The following is a 21,200-nucleotide window of genomic DNA, read 5'->3' as shown; positions in this document are numbered from 1 at the left end:
GTCGATTTTTGTTATTTTACTTACATGAATCGTATCTACTTGTCTGTATTGCTTTTAGCGGCAGCATCCGCTTTTGCCGAAAAAACTGTAACCCCCGTCACCCCAAAACTGGTGGATAACTGCTACCAGATTGGCACTGTAGCCGAACTTTTCGGTTTTGCAGAAATCGTGAACGACGAAAACAATGCAGCTCACGACAATTGCGCCTGCGGAAGACTCACCGCCGATATTCTGGTAAATACCCAAAACCCGGAAAACTCTGATGGTTCAGAGATCATTTCGTGGACGCCCATCATGAACTATTGCGGGACCTTCGACGGCAACGGCAAAAGCATAACGGGGCTTAGTTTCATCGACTGGTATGGTGGCAACATCGGCTTTTTCGGAAGCACCATCAAAAAATTCGTCTCCCTCGAAGAAGAATACCACGCCACCATCAAGGACCTTAATCTGATCGACGCCTATTTCAGTGGCGACACCTGCGTCGGAACACTCATCGGACATGGCGAAGAAACCGACATCATCAACGTCCACACAGACGGTTCCGCCCACGGAAGATACGCCATCGGCGGTTTTGCAGGATACCTCAGAACCGGAACCATTACACATTCCTTCAACGAAGCGGGCGGCGATGCCAAAGCCGCAGGCGGAGCTTTCATCGGCGTTGTCGAAGGGAACATCAGCATTACAAATTCCTACAATAAAGGGCACCTTACACCAGACAACGATGGCTGCTGCTCATCATCTACTCCCAAGTCCCCCATTCGCCTAGTCGGGTACAATTACGGGACGGTCACTGTTGAAAATTCCTACCACATGCCCAAAAAAACATGGGACAATGATAGGGCATCACTCGATGGTGTTACCGTCATCCACAGTTTTTACGATGGTTCCTATATCGGTAAGTACGGCACCCACGTCACCACACATGAATTCAACGACGGCACAGTGGCGAAGCTTTTACGCGAATACAAATCCGACAGTACCGGCACCGACGGCTCCGTGTGGGGACAAGAAATCGGAAAAGACGAATCACCCGTATTTACAGACAAGTTCAACTTTTATTCCATTATCCCGCAAACTCCAAAGATGGTCGAAGGTTGCTACCAGATCGGCACTGTTGAAGAGCTCTTCGGCTTTGCAAACATCGTCAACACTTCGCTGTACAACATCACGCCGTTCTGCGCCCAACTGACAAAAGACATTACCCTCAACAAGGACGTTGCCGCCAAAAAGAAAGGCGACATCCAATGGATTCCGATTCGAGATTTCGACGGCACGTTCGACGGTCAGGGCCACACGATTTCGGGCATTTACATTAACGATACGACACTCACAAATGCAGGCTTATTCGCATCTGTTTTTAACCGAGACCCGCTCTCCCCCACAATCATCAAGGACGTTAACATCGCTGATACATACATTCGGGGTGGTCTGAACACAGGAACCCTGGTGGGCGAAATCGACACCCTCAGCAAAGATGTTGTCATCGAAAATTGCGGAGTCAATGCCGTAACGGGGAACTCTTATATATACGAAGCGAAACAGTATAGAGGTGGCATTGTCGGGCTCTTGCATGGTGGAACGCTTACGATTAAGCAAACTTCTAGCGAAATCAACTTGTTTGGATATGGCAACGGAGGAGGACTTGTCGGTAACGTCATGGGTTCGCTGAACATTGTCAATTCCTACAGCATCCTCACCGACGCCGACTATTTCCAAGCTCAAGGACTTGTGGGTTACGCGCCACAGCCATACTATTCAGGCAGCACTCCTGTTACAGCACAAATTAATGTGGAAAATTCCTATGGACTTACAAAATCCGCAACAACTCCGGATTTGATATATGTTCACCTCATAAGAGTTCCAGTTCCCGTTACATACAAAAACGTTTTCCACATTGACTACTCCGGAACTTCGGAAGACAGCGTTGGACTTTTCAGTGCCACAGAAGAACAGTTCAAAAACGGCGCGGTCGCAAGCGCATTGCACATGTACAAAAGCGAAACTGCTGACGGTTCTGTATGGGGGCAAAAAATTGGCACAGATGAATATCCAAAACTCACCGGAAATATCACAGGCGCTACTTCTGTCAAGAGTTCTTCGTTGAAGTTGGTAACATACGATACAGACACAACCACATATCGCGACAAATATGTCGAAGGATTAGAAAGCTTACTTCCGATTCCCGAACGCAAGGACTATGTTTTTAAGGGTTGGTTCAGCAACAAGGACTATTCAGGAAGTCCAGTGAAATTCATTCCAAACGATGCAACAGGCGACTTGACTTATTACGCCCAATGGTGGCACAACCCGAGCATTGTCAACAACTGCTACGAAATCGGCGACATTGGCGAGCTGTATCAATTTGCCGACATGTACAACAGCGAAGCGAAGCACACGAGCACATGTGTCAAGCTTACGGCAAACATCATCGACAACAAGAATGTTCTCGTCAACGGAAAAATCAACGAAGCAGATTCTGCAAAATTCAAAAAATGGACTCCAATCAAGAATTTCATTGGTACGTTTGATGGTCAAGGTCACACCATTTCAGGTCTTTTCGTTTCCAGTTCCGCAGATGGAGTCGGGCTCTTTGGCTCAATCGGCTTAAAAAGAGAAGTCGGTGAAAAAGCACCCGTGACCAAAACAGTCATTCAAAACATCAACATCAAAGACTCTTATTTCTACGGAAACAAGTATGTCGGGAGTCTCATTGGACGAGCCGAATCAGCTTCTATTTTGTCGGTGATAAATATTTCTAGCGAAAGCAACATCAATGCAAATTCCAATCACGCTGGAGGAATCATCGGTTATTATGGCAACGATGAAGGTCCGGACGAAGGCATCGAACTGAACATAGTCAACGTCCACCATGATGGCGAAACTTTTGGTCTCAATTGCGTCGGAGGCATTGCAGGTTCTATCTTATATGCAAAATCAACTATAATCAACGCGTCTAATACTGGAGCCACTTTAGGGTATGGCGGAATTGGCGGATTAGTCGGGCAAATAATTAGCTACGACACATCTAAATCCACAATGATGTACTCTTACAACGAAGGCTTCGTCAGTTCCATCAATGCTGCAGTAGGCGGTTTAGTTGCATTCCAGAAATATTTCCTAGATCTTTACAACTCTTACAATGTTGGCAACGTCCAAGCAGGTACGTTTAAATCTGGCGGGATTATTGGACAAACGGACGGTATTCTTTCCATCGTTAATACGTATAACAAAGGCATTGTCAGCGCCGAAAAGGATTCATTAGTAGACGCACTCGTCGCCGAAACGGGCGAAAATTCCGAAGTCTCATTGAACAATACATTCTATGTGAATACAGCAAAAACAACTCAAAGCGGAACCGCAGCAAGTGCTACCGAGTTTACAGATTTGTCGCTGGCCAAGAAGCTCCATGATTACAACAAGAATGGAATTAATGGTGACGTATGGGGGCAAGAAACAGGTGATGCTTACCCGCACTTCAAGAAGAATGTTGTCGAAGAATTTGCAGCCGCTTACATCAAGACGCTCAACCTCGAAATTGCAATTAGCTCTTCAAGCAGCGTGAATTCGAGCAGCTCTACCGCGCAATCGTCATCCAGTTCCGCAAAATCGTCTTCAAGCAGCGTGAATTCAAGTTCTAGCGTAACGGTCTCCAGCTCTAGCGAAGAATCCAGTAGTTCCGCGAAGTCGTCGTCCTCCTCTGCGAAATCCAGCAGTTCTTCAAAGATTGCTTCGAGTTCTTCGAGCAGCGCGAAATCGAGCAGCTCCGCGAAGTCATCTTCGAGCAATGCAAAGTCTAGTTCCAGCGTAACTGTTTCCAGCTCAAGCAAGGGAACAGGACTTGAAAAAGTAAGGTCAATTGCAAAATTGCACATTGCCGTTGAACCAAACTTCATTTCGATTCACGGAGCACAGATTGGAGCCAACGTAACTTTATTGGATATGCAAGGACGAGTTCTGTACCGCCATCATGCGGTGAGTTCGGACTTTAACATTGCCAAACCGGCCCCAGGATCGTATATAATACACATCATGAACAAAAAGCAAATCGTCACGATACGGTAATAGCGACAAACGCGCTATTTGCCGTATTTTCGGCCATGCTTTTTATACCAACATTGTCTTTTTAACATTTTTCATTGTATATTGTAAATATGATTTTGTCGTTCAAGCATAAGGTAATGTTATTCTTTTGTGCAACAGCGTTCTGCTGGGCGCAGGATTTGAACAAACCTGTTAATGACGTTGATGTGTTCCGCCCCGAAAAGCGCGAAACTACAGTCCAGATGGTGGACTCGTCACAAAGCAATTCCATAAAGTTGAACGTTGACATTTTTGCGGACGGATTTGTCGGATCGTACTACATCCTTTGGGACAACGTAGACCTCTCCGAAGATATCAAGAAGCTCATGACGACCCGCGACTTTGCGCGCGATGAATTCTTTATGCAGAACATCGACCGCGAACAGTTCGAACAGGAACGCATGTTGCAGCTCTTTGAAGACCGCAAGCAGGAATTCTTCAAGATATTCCCCGACGAAGCCCTCAAGGAACTCCAGGAACGTAAAGCCGACGAGTAAGTTTCGCGAAAGACGAGAATCGCCGCCCATGTCATGCCCGCCTCCGAGCGGGCATCTCCTTTTACTAGATTTTCTAACAACTAATGACTATTGACTAACGGCTAGCAAATGTTTTCACAAGAACGCAATTTCACAGACTGGCAGCTCACAGGCTTTGGCGATGCCCCCGCCTTCCTTTTCGAGACGATAGGCAGCACCCACAAGCTCATGAAATCCATGGCAGCCTCCGGTGAAATTGCCCCCGGCACGCTTTTTGTGGCAGACTCGCAGAGCGATGGACATGGTCGCCACGAACGCACTTGGGACTCCCCCGCCGGCAAAAACCTTTACTTTAACATTTTAATCCCGCTCGACAACATCCCCGCCAGCAACTTTGCACAAATCACGCAAGTTGCAGCCCTCACATTTGCAGAGACATTCAACAATATTCAAGAAGGCGATGCAATTGCAAGCCGGGATTGCACAGGCGCACCAAAAATCACCGTCAAATGGCCAAACGACATTCTCTACGGCAAAAGCAAGTTCTGCGGGATTCTCGCGGAGGTTGTTTATACAAGATGGCGATTCCCAAACAAGTCGGGGATGACAAGTGAGAATGCGCCGCGCCCCGCCCTCTCGATGGGAGTCGGCATCAACGTCAACAGCGACCCCGCCGATTACGCCCACCTGAACCGCGCCGTGACCACGCTTAAAACCATCTTCGGGCATGCCATCAACCGCGAAAAGCTTTTGCAAGCGCTTATCGGGAATCTCGAACGCGCCATCGGGCAGTTCAAAGCCTTCGGCATTCGCCCGTGGGTCGAAGCCTGGAAACGCATGGACCAGTTCATCGGCGCCCGCGGCGCCATCATCGTGAACAACAACTGCACCGATCAAAACCGCGATACCGGCGAAGGCTCCATCAAAAAAACAGGCCGCATCATCAACATGAACGATGACGGCAGCCTGCTCTTTGAATGTGATGACGGCACTGTAGAAACAGTCATCTCCGCTGATCTGGAAATTTAAACAACATTCACAACACTTCCTTTACTCTGAAAATTGTAACCATAGTCTTACAATTAAAATATTTGTATATTGCGTTCAAATTAAGGAGGCAATATGCACATTGCGTACAACGCGTTCAAAAAGGCATTCTTTTCTTTATGCCTGACACTTCCGTTTTACATAGCCGCTTGCGGTGACGATAGCGACAACAGCTCAACCGCAATTTTCGAAGAAGAAGAAGAAGACAACCTCGGTGGCGAAACCTTCAAGGACACCACCATCACGAGCAACCAGTTCAATTCCAACGCGGGCGTTGTCAACATCATCAAGAGCGAAATTCTGGATGTCAAAAGCGGCAACTCCTACAAAACCATCCAATTCGGTCCGTACACGTGGATGGCAGAGAACGCAAACTATAAGATTTCACGCAGTGCATGCTACGACGGGGATACCGACTACTGCAAAACGTACGGACGCTTATACCAGAGCATGAACGCCGACCAGGCTTGCCCTAGCGGGTTCAAAATCCCATCCGAAGCCGACTTCAAATACATCACGCGCTTCACAAATTCCATTACCGACCCCGCATTTGGTTTCGACCCGCAAATGTCCGGCTTCTGTGAAACGGTCAATGGCGAACTGCAATGTTCCCGCCTCGGCAAAGAGGCATACTACCTCACCACCGATTTCAACGTATTTAGAGTCAACAACAAAAGCAAATTCGACTTCCCCGAAGCAAACTATAGTGCATATTACGCCCTCCGTTGCATGAAAACTTCGCACTTTGTCGAAAACGACAAACAGCTCCCGATTTGCGATTCTACCACTTACAATAGCCTCAGCAACTTCTATGTCGCAAGCAAAGGATACAACTACCGCTGCAACCGCAAAAAATGGGTCGAAGCCGAAGACAACTCTTGCCCATCCGCAGAACGCGGCGAAAAGCATTACTACAAAGACACCTTGTTCGTATGCCGCGGCTCCTGGCAATACGCGACCATGAGCGACGTAGACGTGAGCTGCACCAAGAAAAACCAGTGGGAAATTCTCAAGCTCAACGGTCAAAGCTACATCTGCGACGATTCCACATGGCGCAAGCCCTCCACCATCGAAACGGCGATTGGCCTTTGCACGTTCGACAGTTTAAAGAAGATGAGCGCCGCCATCGACAAGGACAACGAAGACACCACGGATTACATCTGCGATTCCACAGGCTGGCGCAGGGCAGTCCTCACAGACTCCATCGGGTTCTGCACCAAGAAAAATCAATGGGAACAAAAGAAAAATTACGAACAGGACTACATCTGCAAAGACTCCACATGGCGTAAGCCGACCACCATCGAAGCCGCCATCGGGCTCTGCACACCCGACAGCATCAAGAAAATGGGCGCTGTCAAAACCAAGAGCGACACCACGGAATACTTCTGCGATTCTACAGGCTGGCGCAGGGCAGTCCTCACAGACTCCATCGGTAAATGCACACTCAGCAGGGATTGGGAAGAGAAAAAGAATTACGGCAAGAACTACATCTGTAGGGATTCCGTCTGGAAACGAGCCACCACGCGCGAAGATTCCATCGGATTCTGCACGCCAAAGCGAATTGGCAAAATCGACTCCCTCAAGAGCGGCAGCAGCTACAGCTCTTACTACTGCGATTCCACAGGCTGGCGTAACACAGTCATGGTAGACTTTGTCGGCAAATGCGAATCTTCAAAGTTCTACACGACCGTCGAATACAGGAGCACAACATACGTTTGCCGCCCCTCCAAGAAATGGGACATATTGAGCTCGACCGAAAAGAGCATCGGCATTTGCTCGCCCAAGATCAACGGAAAAATCGACACCTTAAAATCTAGCAGCACAAGCTACATCTGCGATTCCACAAGCTGGCGCACCACTAACATTTACGACTATTACGGCGATTGCGATTCCACCAAGCTCTACACAACAAAAACATTCAACGACGAGACTTACGGCTGCACGAACCCCACAAAATGGGAAAAGCTCACGCACCCCACATCTGAATTCGGATTCTGCATGCCAAAGCTCAAGGGCACCATAAAAACAGACAAATCCGGCAAGGACTTTATCTGCGACAGCATCTGGAGAAACGCGACCAAAGCCGAAGTTCTCGGCACATGCGATTCGAGCAAGCAAACTCTCCAAAAGCCGTACAACTCCGTCACGTACGCTTGCGTGAACAACGAATGGCGAACGCTCACCTCATTGGAAACCGCCTTGGGACTATGCACAAAGGAAAATCTAAACATCATAAAGTCAAAGGATAACGTAAGCTACATTTGCAACGATACCGGCTGGGCAAAATACACCGTCGAGCAAGTATTCGGGGAATGCTTTTATAAAAACGAATACAAGACTGCCGAATTTGGCGGCTACGAATACGTTTGTAAGCACAACAAATGGACCTTAATAGACTCCATCGAATACGCCTTGGGATTCTGCAAAGAAACAAGTTACTACAAAGTATATGAATACAAGGGCGATTACTACTATTGCAGCGACGATGAGGAATGGGAAATTGCCCCAGCCAGATACGCCCTACAGGCTCTAGATAAATGCACATCAGAAAAACTCGGCAAAACGGCTATATACCGCGGGGTAGAGTACTACTGTTCCGATGGCGATATATGGTATGAGTACACAACCTTGGATAAGGAACTTGGCGTATGCCATAGCGGAATCATAGACAAAGTCGTTGAATATAACGGTAAAAATTACGGTTGTGCGTTCATAAATGGCAATGGACAAAGAAAATATTTTTGGCGAGAAGAAGAAGAAGCAGACAGAGCTTTAGGATTCTGCCATGGGTTGGTAAAAAAAATAATCTGGAAAGAATACAACGGTAAAGATTACGTTTGCGATGACGATGAAGGCAAATGGACAAGCTCCGGCTCAATGTTCCCCATGTACGGCTCATGCACCTCTAGCCAAACAGAGAAACTAGGTGTTACGGTAGGTTTAAACGGACAACACTACTATTGCAACACCAACATGAACTCAACATCGAATGATTTGACCGGTTGGTACGCCTTACAGCCCATCGACAGCATCAAAGGACCTTGCTATTACGACAAGCTTGGTGACACGCTGACGTTCGAAAGCGCCCACTATTATTGCGGCAAAAATATCAACGGGTATTACAGATGGCTCCCCGCCACAACGTTTTTCCAGTACTACGGCAAATGCGGAATGGCAAACGAAGGCAAAGTCGCCGAGTTCAACGGAATGAACCTGCAATGCTACGAGAACAACTGGCGCAGAGACCCGGGCGATTACAGAAACATCACCGACTCTAGAGACGGCAACAGGTACAAGACCATCAAGATTGGCAAGCAGGAATGGTTTGCCGAAAACTTGAAATACGAAATCGAAGGCAGCTGGTGCGGCGGCAACATCAACGGTTGCAATACGTACGGTCGCCTGTACAGTTGGGACATGACCATCGGGCAACCGAAAGACGCACACCCGACATTGGCAGACATCGAAGACCCGGAAGATTTACAAGGCGTTTGTCCGAAAGGCTGGAGAGTCCCCTCGACGCTAGACTGGAGCATCCTCCTCAAGGAATGCAACAGCGCAGACCTCAGCAAAACGCTGACGGGCTACGATTCATTGCACACGGACCTCTGCGGATTCTCGGCGTTCCCGACAGGCTACGAAAACGTCTTCTTCCGGAACGGAATCGACTACACAGAAGAACTTGTGACAAGCTCAACCCTTCCCGCCTACTGGAGTTCTGAACAAGTGACCGACACAACGGCAACATCGGTGGTGATCCCCAGCAAATCTAACACCATTTCTGCCACCACCAGAAAGAAGGTCTACGGCTACCCCGTCCGTTGCATCAAGAAATAACCGACTCCCCTTTATACAAGAATGCCGTCCAGCTTCAAGAACTGGACGGCATTTTTCATTCTGTCTGCTCGGAGGCAGGCATCTCCTTTATTCTTCTCGACCTACCGAAATATGATCGGGGAGATAAGGACTTGACTCCAAAAGCGGTACTTGCGCTTCAATCACAATCACCTTGATTTCTGGAGTCACATATTCCTTCTTAGACGTGTTCGACATCTGAAACTCCATCGTTATACCCGAAGCCATTACCGTAACCGCAGCCTTCTTCTTGATTGTTAGTACTGCATCCAAGCAAGCAACCTTCGTGTTCAAACTGAACCACGGTCATTTCGGGTGCGATATAGTTTTTTTTCATTTCGTCTTTCATAGTCTTCATTCCTGTATTTATTTCTTTAAAACCTTCTTGCCATAGTAGGCGCCACGAGCCTTGCGAGCATCCTTGCCGTAAGCACGACCCTTCAAGTCGAACACGCGGTTTGTGGAGCGCGGCAATGCAAACTTGCCCGAGCGGGTATTGATCTGTCCGATGACCGTTGTATGTTCGCCACCGTTTTCATCTTCGCCTTCACGGACCACGGTAATCGTTTCAGGCAATTCGCTTGTAATAGAAGCACTCTTCCAATCGGCAACATTGTAACGGGCAACCTTCTTGACTGCCAGCACATTTTGCACATTCGGCAGCGGATTGTATCTCAAGTAAGCGCGCAAGGGACTGATATAAGCACCAGCCTTCCCTCTGACAAAATCACCAATAACAAAGCCATCACCAGCGACACCGACAAACCCATAAATGGCACGACCATCAATCAGCTCAGCATCGCCTTCAGCCCATTTCTTGTACTGGTACACACCGACAAATTCCCAGTCGCCTTTTCTGACCGCAAATTCAGGCTCATTTGTTACAAGTTTCACAGGACCACGAATTTCAAGAGACGTGTGACCCTTCTCCAGTTGCACAATATAAGGCGTATTTGCCTTGAGAAGCGTACTGTAATCGCATTCTCCGACAAGATTGTCACAAACCTTAGCCGGAGCTTCAGCAGGCTTATCCCAAACACCGAGCGTTTTAGCATCGAGCCTTATAATCACGCCCTTATCATTCTTAACAGTGTCCATTCTCGAGAATGAATCAATATGCTCAGCGCCAATCAAGTTATCCGCATAGACATCGAACGGGAACATGACCGTAGCATACCTGCCAGCGGTAAAGCCTCTATTGAATTTGACTTCATCCACCGTAGTTTCCTGAGTAATGACAACGGGCATATCCTTGTCGAAATTACCGTCAAGCGTAGCAACCGTCTTTTCTGCATTTTTCGTAATTATAAGAGCAGGGGGATACACATACTTGTCAGCAAGTTCAAGCAGCCCTTCTTCATGGATGATTCCCGTATAAGAGTTGCCCAGGTCATCGTAGTAACTCATGTCATTAGCAACCCAAATGGAGTCATTATAGCTACTGGCCTTGACCGTAGCGCCGGAGAGATAGATTGCCATTTGCTCAGAGTTGTTAGCATAAATACCCCTGCAACCATCTTCTGCCAACGCCGTCACCGTACCGCCCTTCAAATACACATGACTCCCATAGGAGCCGATGCCATAGCATGCACAATTATTTTCGCTATAATAGATTGAAGATGTAGCATTGACTTTACCGCCGGCAATTGTAACATTCCCGTTCGCATTAATAGCGTAACCACCCGTAGCGGTAACGGTTCCTCCGTTGATGTCAACATATCCGTTAGAAGAAAGACCTTCTCCAGATCCAGGTCTTTCACCTGTACCATGGGCTTCAACCGTACCGCCATTGACCACCAGAGAATCTCCATGAGCATAAATAGCTTGTTTTCCAAAGGCTTTTACAACGCCATCATTAATCTTAACAGAGTTACCTTCAATACCGTTTATCCCGCCTGTAGCCTTAACAACGCCGCCATTGATTGTCAATGCACCAATAACATCTATAGCAGAACGAGAATCCGATTTTATTTCAAAAACGCCCTGATTCACGCCCGTGCTCTGAGCATAGATGGTGAGGTTTTTAAACAAAGTATTATCTTCAACAGTCAACTTGGCGTCATCCGCAAGAATCAAGTGAAGAGTCGGAGCCGCAAACGCAAAGTTGTTTTTATAAGACACTTCGCTATTGACCAAGACCCAACCACCGTTTGTAAACAATTCACTATCAGCGCATTCGGTACCGACAAGCTCGTAATCCGGAGTGACGCTCTGTTCCTCACCATTTTCATCAAGGTAAGTAACTTCCGTCAAATCTTCCCACAAGCCATAAGCAATTGCTCCACTATTGAAATTCGTAAAGTCAAACAGTTCCTGATAAGACTTGTCGGCATACCACCTGAACTTTTTCCCTTTAGCAACAGGAGTGCAAGGAATTTTGCCAAGAATCACAGGCTTATCCTCATCAGCGTCGTCAACAACAAACTTGACCATTTTCGCCGGATACAGATTTTTGTGAGCAATTAATGCAATCTGTTCAGCATTAAGAGTTTCACTATACGCATTACCTGGTTCATCCACATAAACAAGATCAGGAGCAACCGCTATTGAATATTTATCCCCTCCTGGAATAATATACATACTAGCCTGGACCGTCGCGCCTGCAAGCTTAATACCAGCAAAATCCTCATCAGTCTCTTTTATAACAATTTCTCCAGAAGCAGCAACAGAGCCTTTATTAAATTCAGCATTACTTGTTTCAATAGCGTCAGCCCAGATTCTACCACCATTTACAACAAACTTATCCGCGACATTTAAAGAAAGTTTCTTATTCGCATCATTTAAAGCAAGACTCAATCCGCCCATTTTTTTGCCTAGGCTTTGAGCATAAATGGTCAGATTGCCAAATTCAGCACTGCCTTCACTATTATTGCATTCAAAAGTCAGCCAAGCGTCATCCATAAGAATGAGATTGACATTTTTCCCTGCAAAATTGAAATCGCTGCAATTGTAATACATCTTGCCACTGACCACGTACCATCCATCCGATGGCGTGAACGAGACTCCCATCGAGCTACCAGAATTAGCGGCGCCTGGAGTAGAGCTAGAACTGGTGGGGACAAGTGCAGTATAGTCTTCTGTAAGCGTCTGCGTTACGCCGTTCTCATCGATGTAAGTGATTTCAACCAAATCCTCCCACTTGGCATAAGCCGTAGCACCACTTTCGAAATTCGTAAAGTCAAACGGGGTTTGATAAGACTTATCGGCATACCACCCGACGAAAGTTCCCAAATAACGAGTGGAAGCGCCAGGATCTACGCCAGGAACCCACACCTTTTCGCTAACAGAGCTGCCATCAACAAACGTGATCGTTTTGGCAAGAGAAAGCGTTTTGCCAGCCATCAATGCAATCTGGTCAGCATCAAGAGTATTGCGGTACTCATTACCTTTTTCATCCACATAAACAAGACCGGGGTAAACCATTACTACATACTGGGACCCTTCTGGAATAGAATACGAATTAGCCCAGACCGTCGCACCAGCAAATAAAATAGCAGCAAAATCCTTATCACTCTCTTTTACAACAACATCTCCATCAACAATAACAGAGCCATTAATAAATTCAAACATATCAGCTTCAATAGAGCTACCTATCAAAATTGAGCCTCCACAAACAGACAATGCATCTGTTTTCAAAGAAGACACTTCAAATTCGCCCATATTTTTGCCCAGACTTTGGGCATAAATGTTAAGATCGCCAAATTCAGCACGGCCTTCATTACTATTGCATTGAACAGTCAGCTTCGCTCCATCCATAAGAATGAGATTGACTTCTGCCCCACTAAACTTGAAATCTTCACAATCGTAAAGCACTTCGCCACTGACCACATACCATCCCGTCGTGTTGCTAGAACTAGAGGCAACACTACTGGAACTAGAAACGATGCTAGAACTGCTTGCAGCACCGCTCGAACTGGAGCTAGGACTAGAGGCTACAAGTACAGTGTAGTTATCCTCAAGCGTCTGCGTTACGCCGTACTCATCGATGTAAGTAACTTCAACCAAATTTTCCCACCTGGCATAAGCATAGTCTCCATCCTGGAAATTCGTAAAGTCAAACAGAGGATCGTCACTAGACTTGCCGGTATACCACCCGAGAAACTTTTTCCAAATGTGAGTAGGGTTGCTAGGAATTACACCAGGGATCCACGCCTTTTCACTCACAGAGCTGCCATCAACAAACTTGACCATCTTCGCAGGGGCAACCATTTTGCCTGCCATTGATGCAATTTGGTCTGTACTAAGATAGCTGCGGTACGCATTACCTTGTTCATCACCATAAACAAGATCAGTCGAAATCCATAATGAATATTCTGGAATTGTATAAAAACTAGCCTTGACAGTTGCGCCAGAAAAATTGACACTGGTTAATTCACCCTCATTTAAAATAATTCCACCATCAACAACTACAGAACCTTTCTCAAATGTAACATAATCCGCTTCAAGAGAGCCTTTTATTGAGATTGATCCTCCATCAACGATCAAATAACCAGCATTTAAAGAAGACACTTCAAATTTGCCCATGTCTTTGCCCAAACTTTGAGCATAAATGAACAAACTCTCAAATTCAGCGCATTTTTCATTATTGCTATTTGTAACAGTCAGCTTCGCTCCATCCATAAGAATGAGATTGACATCTTTCCCTGTAAAATCGAAATCGCTACAATCATAAGACACTTCGCCACTGACTACATACCATTCCGTCGTGTTGCTAGAACTAGAAACGCTACCTGAACTAGAAATGCTACTAGAACTAGGAGCAACACCACTTGAACTAGAAATTCTACTAGAACTGCTTGCAGCACCGCTTGAACTGGCAACACTGCTAGAACTAGCGGCTACAAGTACAGTGTAGTCTTCCGTAAGCGTCTGCTCCTGACCATTTCCATCGATGTAAGTAACATTAACCAAATTCTCCCACTTGGCATAAGCAAAATCTCCACTCTCAAAATTCGTAAAGTCAAACAGAGTCTTATACGACTTATCAGCATACCACCCGAGGAACTTCTTCCAAATGCGAGTGGGTTCGCTAGGAATTACACCAGGAATCCACGCCTTTGTACTCACAGAGCTGCCATCAACAAACGTGAGCCATTTCGCAGGGGCAACCGTTTTGCCCGCCATTAATGCAAGCTGTTCAGCACTAAGAGTACCGCTATACGCATTACCTTGTTCATCCCCATAAAGAAGATTATTCCCAACCTTCGCTTCACATAGGTTCGAAACAGAATACGAATTCGCCCTGACCGTTGCGCTAGCAAACTGAATACAAGCACTAACGGTATCTGCATCACTTACAGCAGATACTCCTTCAGTAACAACAACAGTTCCATTATAAAAACGAACATGTTTAGCTTCAATACCTCCACCAACCGATACAGAACCATTTTCGAATTCAACGGCCCCTGCTTTAATATCGCCATCTATCGATACAGAACCATTTTTAATTTCAACGGTCCCTTTAACGGTCCCTGTTTCAATATCGCCACCTATCGATACAAAACCATTTTCGAACTCAACGCTCTTCTTTGCTACAACACCGCCACCAACCGATACTGAACCATTTTGGAATTCAACGCTATTTGCTTCAACATTGCCACCTATCGATACAGAACCGTTATTAACACAAACTGATGTCGCATTAACATTGCCCGTTGTTAAGACAGCGCCACTCAGGACATTAATAGCATAAGTGACTTTTAAAGAAGGCACTTCAAATCTGCCCATGTCATCGCCCAAGCTTTGAGCATAAATGTTAAGATTGAGAAATTCAGCAGCACATCCTTCATCACCATTTGTAACAGTCAACTTAGCTCCATCCATAAGAAGGAGGTTAACCCTTTGCCCTGCAAAATTAAAATCGCTACAATCGTAAAACACTTCACCCTTGACTACATACCATTCCGGCATGCTACTAGAACTACTTGCAGCACCGCTCGAACTAGAGACACTGCTAGAACTGGCAGCGGCAAGTACAATGAATTCCTCCGTAAGCGTTTCCTCTCCATTCCAACCAATATACTTGATCGTCTCTTGGCTAGGAGCTTCCGCCCATACGGTTGAAACGGCAAGCAACGATACGAGCAGAATCAACACTGACCGTACTTTTGCAAATATGCTTTGATTATTCATTTTCCTGGTTCCCTTCTATGGATTAATAACGATAAAATATCATTACAAATTTCATACGGGGCAAAATTTAGAAAATTTCCACACAAATCCAATAGTTTTTCCAAAGTCCATTTGGACAACAGGTCTATAGTTTTTTTAAATAACCAGCTAGCGCTTGAAATACATCGCGCCAATAAGCGAGACGGCGAGCATCACAATCATCGCCGTAAGTCCCATGTCCGCCAGGTCACGGTGTTCACCCGCCGCCCCCGTTTCAATCAGCAAAATGCAAACGAGAGCCATAACGGCGGCAACGCCACCCATCGTATGGAACATCTTGACTTTTTCTTCGTTCGTGAACTTTCCGTTCGGGCGATTAATAAAGGGCATTGACGTCACCTCCCATGCAAATCCAGACAATGAGCCCCACCATCACGAGCGCGCTAATAGCCACGTTCGCAAGGAAAAAGTCGCGGTTCATGGCATCCAGGTCATTCGACTTTCGGAACAGGTGGATGTAAACTATAGCAGCAGTCATGAGCCCTGTAATTGTCCACCAAATCCAGCCCATGTTCCAGAAAATGCCGAACACCACGCAAAGCACAAGCATCGCCAAATGGCTCGCCAGCGCAATCCGCAATGACTTTTCTAGGCCAAAGCGAGCGGGTACAGAATGCAAGCCCTGCTTGCGGTCAATTTCAATGTCCTGCGTGGCGTAAATGATGTCAAAGCCGCCCATCCAGAGCATCAGAATGAACAGGAGGAATATCGGGAACACGGCAAATTCACCGCGAACGGCAATCCAGGCGCCAAGCGGGCTCATGCCAATCGCAAAACCAAGGAACCAATGGCAAAGCCAACTAAAACGCTTCCAGTACGAATACGAGAGCAGCAATAGCCACACCGGGAACGCAAGCAAGCCAGCGAGGGGTTTCAAAAGTGCCGCGAACACCACGAACAAAACGCCGTTCAACGCAAGGAACGCAATCACCGACTTGCGGCTCAGGCGCCCAGAGGGCAAATGGCGCTTTGCCGTCCGCGGATTCTCCGCATCGAACTTGGCGTCGGCAATGCGGTTAAAGCTCATGGCGCTGTTACGGGCGGTCACCATGCAAAGCACAATGAGCACGATAATGCGGGCGGTTTCAAAAGCGCTCATATCGCGGAAACCGTTTGCCGCAACCCACATGGAACCAATCGCAAACGGCATCGCAAACAGCGAATGGCTCAAACGGACAAGATGTGTAAATTCAAGGATTTTATTCATGGTTTAGTTATTAGTCATTGGTTGTCGTTCCCGCCTTCGTGGATTTGTCATTCCCGCTTGAGCTTGCCCCGGACTTGTTCCGGGGAGCGGGAATCTCCATTCCACGTTTTCGCGACGGTTGCCACCTGCGACGCGCTCACGCCCAAGTGCTTTAGGATTTTCGCGACGACGGTATCCACAAGCTCCTCGATGCTTTGCGGCTTGCTGTAGAACTGCGGCGACGCCGAAATCACGACCGCGCCCGCCAAAGTCACTCGCTTCATATTCTCGATGTGGATCAAGTTGTACGGCATCTCGCGCGGCACAATCACAAGCGGGCGGCGTTCCTTGAGGCAAACATCCGCCGCACGCACAAGTAAGTTATCCGAAGTCCCAGCCGCAATGCGCCCGAGCGTTCCCATGGAACACGGCACCACCGCCATGCCCGCAATATCGCTAGAACCGCTCGCGCATTCCGCAAAAAAATCATCCACGTTGCACACGTCTTTGCAATAGTCGAAAAGCGCACTTTGGCCCTCGTACTCGAGCACCTGTTTGCCCGGGTGCGTCACGATGAGCGTCACCTCATGATGAAAACGCTGCAAGTACATCGCCGTACGGGTCGCATAAATGCTGCCGCTTGCGCCCGTCACTCCTAGCACAAAGCGACTCATGCATTCCCCGGCTTGTGCAAGAACACGCCAAACGAAATTCCGCCATCAAACATCTTGACTTGCTTAACTTCAAAGCCGCATTCTTCTGCCATTTTGCAGAACTGATCGACCGGCAAAAAGTGGATAATCGAGTTTACCAAGTATTCGTAAGCATCGCGCTTGCCACTAAAAAAGGCGCCCATTACCGGGATAAATAGCGGTGCAAGCACTTTATAGAAGAACTTATTGAACAAGTTTCGCGGCGAGAAAAATTCCAGAACGCAAAGGTAGCCGCCCGCGTCAAGCACGCGGTACGATTCCAGCAAGGCGCCACGGGCGTCAGGCACGTTACGCATGCCAAAACCGTTCAGAATCACGTCAAACTGGCGTTCGGCAAAAGGCATTTTCATCGCATCGAGCTGTACCGCATGCGCATCGATTTTCTTCGGTTTGACTTCGGCGAGCATCCCGTACGAAAAGTCGCCAATCACAGCGGGGTCCACGACAAAATCGTGCGAAGCCCCGTTTTGCGAAGCGCTCTTGCACGCACACCCGCACTTGCAACCAGATTCAAAAATTTTGCGGAATGTATTGGCAAAATCGCCCGTACCCCCGCACAAGTCCAGCAAGCGAACTTTATTTGAGCCGCGCGAAGTCTCGCCCATCGGCTTTTCCGCGAGCATGCCCGCAGCCATCATCTTTTTCAAACGCTTGCAGCAATACCTGCGCCACAGCACATCCTGATAACAGCTCAGAAAATGATTCAGAAAATCGTAACGGCTCGCAATGCCATCGAACATCTTACGCACGGGACTTTTCATATAGTAAAATGTAGAAATAAAAAACGACCTGGACTTTCATCCAGGCCGCGAATCTCATTTAGGCGCCCGCGCTTCTCGACAAAGCGCCACTCACGCCATCAAATTAATCGCTGAACGTAGCCGTGAAGGTTGCGCCTTCCTTCGGTTCCACCAAACGCGGATTTTCGGCAACACCGTCGCTCCAACCCGTGAATGTAGCACCTGCGCTCGGAGTAGCCGTCAAGAGGATCGGGTTACCCACAAAGAACTTACCCTTGTAAGTCGTAGCGCCGTTCGGGAGTGCAGCACCTTCCATAAGCACCGTACCCTTACCGGTAGCACCGATCGTCACAGAAGCCGTACCGCTCAAGCCGAATTCTTCTTCGTATTCCTGGATAACCTTGGAATCACGGCTAGCAGCCCAAGACTTGAGGCAAGAACCGGTTCTGCTGAATCCGTCACCGCAAGAGTTCTTGTACCACTTCTGATCCTGCTTGAACTTTTCAAGGTCGCGGGTCATTTCGTTGTTGTCAATCGTTGCCACCATGGCATCGACAACCTTTTCCACATTCTTGCCGTTCGTGTAGCTAGTGAACATCACAGCAGAACGGTTGATGAACATACGCTTGAATTCCGGGTTCTTGATAAGCTGGTTATAAAGGTTAGCAAAGCAGCCTTCGTCCTTGCACGGCTTGTTTCCGCCACCCTTCTTGATCCATGCAAACATGTTGTTGCTCTGGTCAAATTCACCATTGTTCACGCCCCACATCCAGTCAAAGCCATGGTCAAGGTCATAGACCATGAACTTCCACGGATAACCCGGAGCAGACCATGCGCGAACGTTGTTGTTCGGCCAGTCACCGTTGTGCATATAAATTTCAGCAGCCATGTATTCGGCGAGGTTGCCCACATCGAGCATCGTCTTCACCGTAGCGTAATTGGCATTGTTTTCACCAGAGAAATCGTTCTGAGCAACAAAGCTGAGCATCTGCATGTAAGCATCCGTCGTACCGTTGCTAGCTTCGACTTCCTTGCCCAAGTGCTTGATGAAGTTCACCGTGTTGGCGTCAATCTTGTAGTTCGTTTCGACATAATGCTTGTTGAAACGTTCACGCATGTCATGGATGCCGTAGTACTTGCCGTTATAGAACACCACTACCTGGCGGCTTCTCTGGTAGTCCACGCTCGTGCCTTCAAGGATTGCACCGCCCATAGCGTCTTCAATGTAGTCGCTCACGTAACGGTTACCGTTATTGCGGAGGTTGAAGGACTTGTACTTGTCATTCACGCCCTTGCGAGTTTCGAACAACGGATAATTGATGCTGCCTTCTTCGTAAATTTCACGGAGGCGGATCGAAACAGACTTCTTGTCGTTCAAGCGGCTATAGCCACCCATCAAAGAAATACCTGCATCCTTTTCCCAGGTTGCGCCATCCTTTGTAGAAGAACCCTTTTCAAAGTATTCCACGTGAATCGGGAGTTCCACATCGGCATAGAGGCCCGCACTGTCCTTGCAGTTCTTCGGGGCTTCGCAGCTCGTCTTGATGTAATGTTCACGGAAGAAGCTAGAATCCACGCTAATGGCAACAATCGGCATCTTCACTACATCTTCATCGATGAAGAACGTACGCGTCGTTACCTTGCTCGAAAGAGCGCCAGACTTGAACGTTGCGCAACGGAAGGCTACGCTATGGTCAATCGACTTCGGGGAATTGAATTCCGGAGAATTTTCGTTCGGCACAGAACCATCGGTCGTACAGCGGAGCTTGACACCTTCAGGGAGTGCAGGCGGATTCAACTTAATGGCATCGCTATAGAACCCAGCCTTGAGACCGCTCATATCTGCCGGCGGAGTCGTTTCGTCATAAGACTTTACGCCAGTATTCGGCTTTTCCGGGGTCGGCTTTTCAAAGTACTTCCAATAGCCGCCATCCGTAATGCCCCAGCTATAGCCGGCATTCAGTTCCGGATAATCAACGGAATCGCGAATTCCATTATATCTGTCGATCAAGTAAAGCGTACCGCCGTTCTTGTCGAGTTTCCAGTCCGTATGCGGACGCGTGTGGCGGTCACCGTTATCTGCACTTACAACAGCAGAAATATTCTTCTTGTCGCAGAAGACGACCTTGAAGCCCTTCGGCTTGATGATATCGTCACCAAAAACAAACTTGCGAGGATTCTTGCGGCTTTCAACAAGCGTATAGCCGCTCAAGTTCACATCCTTGTCGCTTGCGTTGTAAAGCTCCACCCAAGACGGATCGTCGCCGTTTTCATCCAAGAAATCCAAGTTAAGCGGAGTAATTTCAGTTATACGCAATGCAGACTGACCAATCCAAATCAGAGACGTATCCTGCGGCAGGTAAACCGTATCAATCTTAATAATCGTATCGTGCCCGACAACGACTCGCATTGTATCGTAACTCGGATTCAGCGGAGTAACGAGAGTGTCTTTAGTGCCATCCGGATTGGACTTAATGATAGTATCATTGCAAGCACCCGGTGTTAAACATTGAGACCCTGGCTGAAAACCTGGATTATTGATTGTAGCATTTGCGGTATCATCAGCACAGCCAACCATATAAGCTGTACCAAAGACTGCAGCCAGAGAAAAAATCTCTTTAAACCAATTTTTTGAGCGTATCACGGCGACCACCTAAAAAATAAAAGACACATTTCCCACAGATTTTTCCATGGGACACCTCAATCGTCCATCCAACAACACTAAATTTAGTAGTTTTTTCAAAAAAATAACAGTAATATTCTCTTTACCCTTGACAAGTCAAAAATAAATATGTATAATTGGTGCGTCGAAATGGTTCTGTAGCTCAGTTGGTAGAGCAGTGGACTGAAAATCCGCGTGTCGTTGGTTCAATTCCAATCGGAACCACGAAGAAACCTCGGTGAAAACCGAGGTTTTTTCTTTATT

Annotated in this window: 12 protein-coding genes and 1 tRNA gene; 5 read left to right on the top strand and 8 right to left on the bottom strand. The window is 47.3% G+C overall.

What is annotated here, in order from left to right:
- The first annotated feature begins 24 nt into the window (after window positions 1-24).
- The 4 genes from BUC30_RS11495 to BUC30_RS11480 all read left to right on the top strand — a co-directional run bounded on the left by BUC30_RS11495 (window position 25) and on the right by BUC30_RS11480 (window position 9,446).
- Complete coding sequence (locus BUC30_RS11495; protein ID WP_073424979.1) at window positions 25-4,068, top strand: InlB B-repeat-containing protein; 4,044 nt, start codon at window positions 25-27, stop codon at window positions 4,066-4,068.
- A gap of 116 nt (window positions 4,069-4,184) precedes the next feature.
- Window positions 4,185-4,583: a hypothetical protein gene (locus BUC30_RS11490; RefSeq protein WP_244536608.1), complete on the top strand. Its 399-nt coding sequence runs from the start codon at window positions 4,185-4,187 to the stop codon at window positions 4,581-4,583.
- A gap of 108 nt (window positions 4,584-4,691) precedes the next feature.
- The gene (locus BUC30_RS11485) at window positions 4,692-5,591 is read left to right on the top strand and encodes a biotin--[acetyl-CoA-carboxylase] ligase (protein WP_073424977.1); all 900 of its coding nucleotides are present in this window, start codon (window positions 4,692-4,694) and stop codon (window positions 5,589-5,591) included.
- Window positions 5,592-5,684: 93 nt separating this feature from the next.
- Window positions 5,685-9,446 (top strand): FISUMP domain-containing protein, encoded by a 3,762-nt coding sequence (locus tag BUC30_RS11480; protein WP_073424976.1) that lies wholly within the window; start codon window positions 5,685-5,687, stop codon window positions 9,444-9,446.
- 87 nt (window positions 9,447-9,533) lie between these two features.
- On the opposite strand, the gene BUC30_RS16455 is transcribed toward BUC30_RS11480, so the two are convergent.
- The 8 genes from BUC30_RS16455 to BUC30_RS11450 form a co-directional block, all read right to left on the bottom strand.
- Window positions 9,534-9,662, bottom strand: a complete 129-nt coding sequence (locus BUC30_RS16455; RefSeq protein ID WP_254899997.1) for a hypothetical protein — start codon at window positions 9,660-9,662, stop codon at window positions 9,534-9,536.
- A complete protein-coding gene (locus BUC30_RS16140; RefSeq protein WP_170861540.1) occupies window positions 9,646-9,801 on the bottom strand; it encodes a hypothetical protein in 156 nt (51 codons plus the stop codon). Before BUC30_RS16140 ends, BUC30_RS16455 begins: the two co-directional genes overlap by 17 nt.
- A 29-nt stretch (window positions 9,802-9,830) precedes the next feature.
- The gene (locus BUC30_RS11475) at window positions 9,831-15,596 is read right to left on the bottom strand and encodes an InlB B-repeat-containing protein (RefSeq protein ID WP_170861539.1); all 5,766 of its coding nucleotides are present in this window, start codon (window positions 15,594-15,596) and stop codon (window positions 9,831-9,833) included.
- Between the two features lie 147 nt (window positions 15,597-15,743).
- On the bottom strand, window positions 15,744-15,965 hold the full coding sequence (locus BUC30_RS11470; RefSeq protein WP_073424974.1) for a hypothetical protein: 222 nt from the start codon (window positions 15,963-15,965) through the stop codon (window positions 15,744-15,746).
- Window positions 15,952-16,842 (bottom strand): 4-hydroxybenzoate octaprenyltransferase, encoded by an 891-nt coding sequence (locus BUC30_RS11465; RefSeq protein ID WP_073424973.1) that lies wholly within the window; start codon window positions 16,840-16,842, stop codon window positions 15,952-15,954. Before BUC30_RS11465 ends, BUC30_RS11470 begins: the two co-directional genes overlap by 14 nt.
- A 47-nt stretch (window positions 16,843-16,889) precedes the next feature.
- Window positions 16,890-17,495: a UbiX family flavin prenyltransferase gene (locus BUC30_RS11460; protein ID WP_073424972.1), complete on the bottom strand. Its 606-nt coding sequence runs from the start codon at window positions 17,493-17,495 to the stop codon at window positions 16,890-16,892.
- Window positions 17,492-18,295 carry a ubiquinone/menaquinone biosynthesis methyltransferase gene (locus BUC30_RS11455; protein ID WP_073424971.1) on the bottom strand — a complete coding sequence of 268 codons (804 nt, stop codon included), beginning with the start codon at window positions 18,293-18,295 and terminating at the stop codon, window positions 17,492-17,494. The genes BUC30_RS11460 and BUC30_RS11455 overlap by 4 nt, the downstream gene beginning before the upstream one ends.
- 103 nt (window positions 18,296-18,398) lie before the next feature.
- The gene (locus BUC30_RS11450; RefSeq protein ID WP_244536607.1) at window positions 18,399-20,852 is read right to left on the bottom strand and encodes a CotH kinase family protein; all 2,454 of its coding nucleotides are present in this window, start codon (window positions 20,850-20,852) and stop codon (window positions 18,399-18,401) included.
- A gap of 236 nt (window positions 20,853-21,088) precedes the next feature.
- On the opposite strand from BUC30_RS11450, the gene BUC30_RS11445 reads away from it, so the two are divergent.
- Window positions 21,089-21,161: transfer RNA gene (locus BUC30_RS11445), tRNA-Phe, on the top strand.
- Window positions 21,162-21,200: the final 39 nt, after the last annotated feature.

This window comes from Fibrobacter sp. UWB7 (genome assembly GCF_900142945.1).
Classification (GTDB): domain Bacteria; phylum Fibrobacterota; class Fibrobacteria; order Fibrobacterales; family Fibrobacteraceae; genus Fibrobacter.
Note: the sequence above shows the minus strand (reverse complement) of the source record. Positions and strands in the feature narration are given on the sequence as shown.